This window comes from Pseudomonas sp. Irchel s3h17 (genome assembly GCF_900187505.1).
Classification (GTDB): Bacteria; Pseudomonadota; Gammaproteobacteria; order Pseudomonadales; family Pseudomonadaceae; genus Aquipseudomonas.
This window is the reverse complement of the sequence record NZ_FYDL01000014.1, coordinates 126,396-133,677: the sequence shown is the minus strand read 5'-3', so window position 1 is coordinate 133,677 and position 7,282 is coordinate 126,396. Positions and strand designations below refer to the sequence as shown.

5 protein-coding genes and 1 pseudogene are annotated in these 7,282 nt (G+C 61.4%); 1 reads left to right on the top strand and 5 read right to left on the bottom strand.

The annotated features are described in order from the left end of the window. Window positions 1-145: 145 nt before the first annotated feature. The 4 genes and pseudogenes from argB to coaBC form a co-directional block, all read right to left on the bottom strand. Entirely contained in the window at window positions 146-1,051 is a 906-nt protein-coding gene (gene argB / locus CKW25_RS20525; RefSeq protein WP_095081999.1) for an acetylglutamate kinase, read from the bottom strand. Between the two features lie 39 nt (window positions 1,052-1,090). Continuing rightward, a pseudogene (locus CKW25_RS20520) lies at window positions 1,091-2,479 on the bottom strand (phosphomannomutase/phosphoglucomutase); the annotation flags it as partial. 274 nt (window positions 2,480-2,753) lie between these two features. Next, complete coding sequence (dut, locus tag CKW25_RS20510) at window positions 2,754-3,209, bottom strand: dUTP diphosphatase (protein WP_095081992.1); 456 nt, start codon at window positions 3,207-3,209, stop codon at window positions 2,754-2,756. Window positions 3,210-3,214: 5 nt separating this feature from the next. Next, window positions 3,215-4,423 (bottom strand): bifunctional phosphopantothenoylcysteine decarboxylase/phosphopantothenate--cysteine ligase CoaBC, encoded by a 1,209-nt coding sequence (gene coaBC / locus CKW25_RS20505; protein WP_095081990.1) that lies wholly within the window; start codon window positions 4,421-4,423, stop codon window positions 3,215-3,217. Between the two features lie 135 nt (window positions 4,424-4,558). On the opposite strand from coaBC, the gene radC reads away from it, so the two are divergent. Next, complete coding sequence (radC, locus tag CKW25_RS20500; protein ID WP_095081988.1) at window positions 4,559-5,233, top strand: DNA repair protein RadC; 675 nt, start codon at window positions 4,559-4,561, stop codon at window positions 5,231-5,233. A 78-nt stretch (window positions 5,234-5,311) separates the two neighbouring features. On the opposite strand, the gene CKW25_RS20495 is transcribed toward radC, so the two are convergent. Continuing rightward, window positions 5,312-6,901 (bottom strand): ABC transporter substrate-binding protein, encoded by a 1,590-nt coding sequence (locus CKW25_RS20495; protein ID WP_095081986.1) that lies wholly within the window; start codon window positions 6,899-6,901, stop codon window positions 5,312-5,314. Window positions 6,902-7,282 lie beyond the last annotated feature (381 nt).

The window sequence follows — 7,282 nt, the reverse complement described above, 5'->3', positions numbered from 1 at the left end:
AAAAAGGAAGGAAAGTATTAATATCACGCATAAGAACGCCGGTTTGTTAGATGTGTTTGCTCGCACGAACATCATCAATCAAATCGGCGTTCTTGTTTCTGTGTTTCCCGGGATTCCGTGAAGAACCCTTTTTTATGGGTGTTGCTTAGGGACGCTTGCGATTGCTGATCAGGGTGCCCACACCGGTGTCGGTGAAGATTTCCAGAAGGATCGCATTGGGTACCCGGCCGTCGATGATCAGCGAGCTGCCCACGCCGCCTTGCACCGCTTCTAGCGCGCAGCGGATCTTGGGCAGCATGCCGCCATAGATGGTGCCGTCGGCGATCAGCTCGTCGACCTGCTGGGTGGTCAGTCCGGTCAGGACTTGTCCGGACTTGTCCATCAGGCCGGCGATGTTGGTCAGCAGCATCAGCTTCTCGGCTTTCAGGGCTTCGGCGACCTTGCCGGCCACCAGGTCGGCGTTGATGTTGTACGACTCACCGTTGGCGCCAACACCGATCGGCGCGATCACCGGGATGAAGTCGCCTTTGACCAGCAAGTTCAGCAAGTCGGTGTTGATGCCGACCACTTCGCCCACTTGCCCGATGTCGATGATTTCCGGTTGGGTCATCTCCGGCGTCTGGCGGGTGACGGTGAGCTTCTTGGCGCGAATCAGCTCGGCGTCCTTGCCGGTCAGGCCGATGGCGCTGCCGCCGTGGCGGTTGATCAGGTTGACGATGTCCTTGTTCACCTGGCCGCCGAGGACCATCTCCACCACATCCATGGTCTGTGCGTCCGTGACGCGCATGCCATCGATGAAATGACTCTCGATCGACAGTCGCTTGAGCAGGTCGCCGATTTGCGGGCCGCCACCGTGAACCACCACCGGGTTGATGCCGACGGCTTTCATCATCACGATGTCGCGGGCAAAGCCGGTCTTCAGCTCCTCGCTTTCCATCGCGTTGCCGCCGTATTTGATCACCAGCGTCTTGCCGACGTAGCGGCGAATGTAAGGCAGCGCTTCGGACAGGACCTTGGCGGTGTTGGCGGCGGCTTCGCGTTCGAGGGTCATTCAGGGCTCCGGCACTTCAATGAAAGGCGCTTCAAAAAATCAAAATGGTAGTTGGAGGTCGGGTGCAACACGTTTCAGCTGGGCGTGGAACACGTCCTTGATGCGCTGCAGTTCGGCGTCGTTGTCGGCCTCGAATCGCAGGACCAGCACCGGTGTGGTGTTGGAGGCGCGAACCAGGCCCCAGCCTTTGGCATAGTCGACGCGCACACCGTCAATGGTGGTCAGGTCGGCACCTTCGCCCCATTGAGCGTCATGCAGTGCATCAATGATGCTGAATTTGCTCTCTTCGGTCACATGGATATTGATTTCCGGCGTGGAAATATCGTTCGGGAAGGTCTCGAACAGCTCTTGTGCGCTGGATTTCTCCTTGCTCAGGATTTCCAGCAGGCGCGCGGCGCTGTAGATGCCGTCGTCGAAACCGAACCAGCGCTCCTTGAAGAAAATGTGCCCGCTCATTTCGCCGGCAAGCAGGGCGCCGCTTTGCTTCATTTTCTTTTTGATCAGCGAGTGACCGGTCTTCCACATCAGTGGGCGACCGCCGTACTCCTTGATCAGCGGGATCAGGCGACGGGTGCATTTGACGTCGAAGATGATCTCCGCGTCCGGGTTGCGTGCCACGACGTCTTTGGCGAACAGCATCAGCAGGCGGTCCGGGAAGACAATGTCGCCCGTGTTGGTGACGACACCGACACGGTCACCGTCGCCGTCGAAGGCCAGGCCCAGATCGGCGTTGGTTTCCTTGACCTTGGCGATCAGGTCCACCAGGTTTTCAGGCTTGCCCGGATCCGGATGGTGATTCGGGAAATTGCCGTCGACTTCGCAGAACAGCGGGATGACTTCGCAGTTCAGGGCTTCGATCAGTTGGGGGGCGATAACGCCGGCTGCGCCGTTACCGCAATCGATCACCACTTTCAGGCGGCGAGCGAGCTTGATGTCCTGGACGATTTCGGTGGTGTAGCGATCAAGGATCTCGACCTTGGTGATGCTGCCCTGACCGCTGGTCAGGTTGTTGGTTTTCAGGCGTTCATGCAGGGCCTGAATCTGTTCGTTGGCCAGTGTGTCGCCCGCGATGACAATCTTGAAGCCGTTGTAGTCCGATGGGTTGTGGCTACCGGTGAGCATAACGCCGGATTTGCCAGCCAGTACGTTGGCGGCGTAGTAGAGCGCCGGTGTTGGCACCAGGCCGACGTCGCTGACGTGGCAGCCGCTGTCCGCCAGGCCCTGGATCAGTTGCTCGACAAGTTCCGGGCCCGACAGGCGACCGTCACGGCCGACGCTGATGTTCGGTTCATCCTGGGCCAGGGTCTGGGCGCCAATGGCGCGACCGATCCAGTAGGCCGTTTCAGCGGTCAGGGTCTTTGGGACAACACCACGGATATCGTAGGCGCGAAAGATGCTGTCGGGGAACGTGGGGGCGACTCGGGTCGTGTTGCTCATACTGGGATAGCTCCAACTCAAAGGTTGCTGGACGGGCCGGCGAACAGTTCGGCGGCGGGTTCAAACTGAAGGGTATGACGACGTTTTGGGCAGAGAGTTCGTGCTGTGCAAGTGCCATATGGGGGTGGCCTGTTGCCTGCGGCGTCGTCTAGTGCCTTGATTGGGGTCGTTAAGCCTTTCAGTTGGCGTCAGCGCAAGGTTCATCCTGAAATGCAAAGCAAAGTGCCGAGACCGGGCCGGGGCGCCGGTCTCGGCGCGGGTGTTATCAGTGGCTCCCGGAGTGGCCGAAACCACCGGTGCCGCGTTCGGTTTCAACGAACTCTTCAACCAGATCGAAGTGCGCCTGCACCACCGGTACCAGCACCAATTGGGCCAGCCGCTCGCCAACCACGATGTTGAAGTCGGTCTGGCCACGGTTCCAGCAGGACACCATCAGCGGACCCTGGTAATCGGAGTCGATCAGGCCGACCAGATTGCCCAGCACGATGCCGTGTTTGTGGCCCAGGCCAGAGCGCGGCAGGATCAGCGCGGCCAGGCCCGGGTCGCCGATGTACACCGACAGGCCGGTGGGGATCAGCAGGGTTTCGCCCGGCTTGATGACGGTGTCCTGTTCCAGCATGGCCCGCAGGTCAAGGCCGGCGGAGCCTGGGGTGGCGTACTGGGGCAGCGGGAATTCGCTGCCGATGCGTGGGTCGAGGATCTTGGCTTGCAAAGCGTGCATACGAGTTAAACCTGGTTCAGACGTTCGGCGATAAAAGTGATCAGCTGGCGGGCAATCTTGCCTTTGCTGGTCTGGGCGAAAAGGGTGGCGTGCAACTCACGATCGATCACGCTGCAGGCGTTTTCCTCGCTGTTGAAGCCAATGCTCGGGTTGGCGACGTCGTTGGCAACGATCAGATCGAGGTTCTTGTCCTTGAGCTTGCGTGCGGCGTAATCGAGCAGGTGTTCGGTTTCGGCGGCGAAGCCGACACTGAACGGGCGATCGGGGCGAGTGGCAATGGAGGCCAGAATGTCTGGATTGCGCACCATTTGCAGCACAAAGCCGTCACCGGTCGTAGGATCTTTCTTGAGTTTTTGTGGGGCGACGACTTCCGGGCGGTAGTCGGCAACCGCTGCGGATGCGATGAACAGGTCGCAGGGGATCGCGGCCTCGCAGGCGGCCAGCATGTCGCGGGCGCTGACCACGTCGATGCGGGTAACGCGATCCGGTGTCGGCAGATGCACAGGGCCTGTGATCAGGGTCACGCGGGCGCCGGCTTCAACCGCGGCTTCGGCCAGGGCAAAGCCCATTTTTCCGGAGCTGTGGTTGGTGATGTAGCGTACCGGGTCGATGTTTTCCTGGGTCGGGCCAGCGGTGATCAGCACGTGTTTGCCGGTCAACGCCAGGTGCTGGAAGCAATCGGCGGCGCACTGCGCCAGGTCATCGGCCTCCATCATGCGGCCCATGCCGACGTCGCCGCAGGCCTGGCTGCCGGAGGCCGGGCCGAAGACCTTGAAGCCTCGGCTTTCGAGCAGTTGGGTGTTGGCCTGGGTTGCTGGATCACGCCACATGGCCTGGTTCATGGCGGGCGCCAGCGCCACGGTGGCATCGGTGGCCAGTACCAGGGTGGTCAACAGGTCATTGGCGATGCCCTGGGCCAGGCGTGCGATCACGTCGGCGGTGGCCGGGGCGATCAGTACCAGGTCGGCCCACTTGGCCAGCTCGATGTGGCCCATGGCAGCTTCAGCCGCGGGGTCCAGCAGGTCCAGGTGCACCGGGTGCCCGGAGAGGGCCTGCATGGTCAGCGGGGTGATGAACTCGCTGCCGCCACGGGTCATGACCACCCGTACTTCCGCGCCCTGGTCGATCAGGCGACGAACCAGTTCGGCGCTCTTGTAGGCAGCAATGCCGCCGCCGACGCCCAGAACGATGCGTTTCCGATACAGCCGCTGCATAGGTCTGCCTTTCAATTCGTTGGTGACATACGTGGCGAAACCCCCTCCCCAGGGTGAATTCGCCCGCAAAAAAGATGGGCTACGATATCACAGCGACCGCTACGGAACAGCGGCGCCCACACACATGGAGGTGCTATGAGCATTCGTGACTGGCCGGCGGCGGAACGGCCGCGGGAGAAGCTTCTGGAGCAGGGTTCGGCGAGTCTTTCGGATGCCGAGCTGCTGGCCATCTTTCTACGCACCGGGGTCGCCGGGAAAAGCGCGGTGGACCTGGCGCGGCACCTGCTGCAGCAATTTGGCGGCCTGCGTACGTTACTGGAGGCGGACCAGCAAACGTTCGGTCGCCAGCTCGGGCTGGGGCCGGCAAAGTTTGCCCAGTTGCAGGCGGTCCTGGAAATGGCGCGACGGCATTTGGCGGAGCATCTGCGGCGTGCCTCGGTGCTCAAGAACCCGATCGAGGTGCGCAATTACCTCAAGGCTATGCTGCGGCATGAACCTCACGAGGTGTTTGGTTGCCTGTTTCTCGACTCCAAGCACCGGGTCCTGGCGTTCGAGACACTGTTTCGCGGCTCGATCGACACCACCAGCGTTCATCCCCGCCAGGTGGTCAAGCGCGCGCTGGCGCACAATGCTGCCGCCGTGATCCTGTGCCACAACCATCCGTCGGGGCATGTCGAGCCGAGTCAGGCCGACAGGGTGCTGACCAAGCTCCTGCAGGAAGTGCTGGGGATGATTGACGTGCGGGTGCTCGATCATTTCATCGTGGGCGATGGGGACCCGCTGTCGATGGCCGAGTATGGCTGGATGTGAAACAGCAGCTACAAGCTACAAGCTACAAGCGGCAAGCCAGAGCAGCACGCGTACTGTCTTGAGCTTGCCGCTTATAACTTATGGCTTGAAGCTGATCTTCGAATAATCCTGGCGTCCGAACGGACTGACCTGATAGCCCTGAACGTCCTTGCGCGTCAGCGCGAAGGCGGTCGGGTGGGCCAGCGGCAGCCACAGGGCCTGTTGCTGGATCTGCGCCTGGGCTTGCTCGTAGAGCTTGCTGCGCACGCCTTGTTCGGTGGTGGTCTTGCCGGCGTTGATCAGCTTGTCCAGGCCCTGGTCGCAGTAGCGAGCGAAGTTGGTCCCGGACTTGACGGCCGCGCAGGAAAACTGTGGCGTGAGGAAGTTATCCGGGTCGCCATTGTCGCCAGCCCAGCCCATGAACAGCAGGTCGTGTTCGCCGGCCTTGGCACGGCGAATCAGCTCGCCCCATTCAATCACCCGGATTTCCGCCTGAATGCCTATTTCCGCAAGGTCGGCCTGCAACAACTGGGCGCCAAGGCTTGGGTTGGGGTTGAGCAGGCTGCCGGACGGACGTGTCCAGATGGTCGTTTTGAAGCCGTCCTTGAGGCCGGCCTTGGCCATCAGCGAGCGCGCCCTGGCGAGGTCTTTCGGATAGCCCGGCAGGTCCTTGGCGTAGCTCCAGGTATTAGGCGGGTAGGGGCCGTCGGCGGCTTGCGCGGTGTCTTCGAACACGGCCTTGAGGTAGCTGGTCTTGTCGAAGGCCAGGTTGATCGCCTGGCGCACTTCGGGCTTGTCCAGGGGCGGATGCTGGCTGTTGATGGCCACGAATGCCGTCATGAAGGCGGGCGTGCTCTCGACCTTGAGGGTCGGCTCCTGGGCGGCCGCCTGTACGTCCAGGGGCTTGGGCGACAGGGCGACCTGGCATTCGTTGCGCCGCAGCTTCTGCAAGCGCACGTTGGCGTCCGGGGTGATGGCGAACACCAGGGTGTCTACCCCGGGCTTGCCGGCGAAGTAGTCGCGGTTGGCTTTGTAGCGTATCGACGCGTCTTTCTGGAATCTCCCGAAAATGAACGGGCCAGTGCCAATGGGCTGGCTGTTGAGTTTCTCGGGCGTGCCGGCCTTGAGCAGTTGATCGGCATACTCAGCGGGGTAGATCGAGGCAAAGCCCATGCTCAGCGTGGCGAGGAACGTCGAGTCGGGGTGATCCAGGGTAAAGCGCACGGTCAGTGGGTCCAGCGCGTCGATTTTCTTGATCAGCGCCGGCAGTTGCATCGATTGGGCGTGGGGGAAGCCGCTTTGGGCGATGGAGTGCCATGGGTTGGCCGGATCCAGCATGCGCTCAAAACTGAACTTCACGTCTCCCGCCGTCAGGTCGCGGCTCGGGTTGAAGTAGTCGGTGCGGTGGAATTTCACCTGGGGGTGCAATTTGAAGACGTAGGTCAGGCCATCGGCCGATACTTCCCAGCTGTCCGCCAGGCTGGGGACCACTTTGCCGCTGGCTGTGTCGAAGTCCACCAGGCGATTCATCAGCACATCCGCCGAGGCGTTGGTGGTGGTCAGCGAGTTGTATTGAACGACATCGAACCCCTCCGGGCTGGCCTCCGTGCAGACGCTCAGGGCGGCAGCCTGGGCCAGTGGGCTCAGCAACAGTGGGGCGAGCAACAGCGGTAGGGCAGCGAGGCGCATGTGTGGATTCCTTTGCAGATCGAAGGCCCATCTGCGAGTGCAGTCTGGAAAAGGCTTACCCTAGTGACCTCGCCTGCAAATGACTATCCCCTTTTGCATTTTGTGGCAGGTTGGCGGGTGCTTTTGTTTGGCGGGGAGGGGGGCGGCAGGCGTTTTTTATCGGGAATTTGCCTTGGGCGGCGTTCCTTGGAGGACGAATCCGGGTAAAGTGACCGGGGCCTGGTGTCTGTGTTGGCACGCAAGTCGACGCTCTGCGACGAGCGGTCGCTGGCATTGATAGCCTTTGTCCAAGGCATCTGGCGCCCGGAATTCGGGGTTTTTGAAAAGTCTCTTCACACCGATAGTTGTTGCTACCGGGTCTTTCTGGTATAAAGCAGCGCT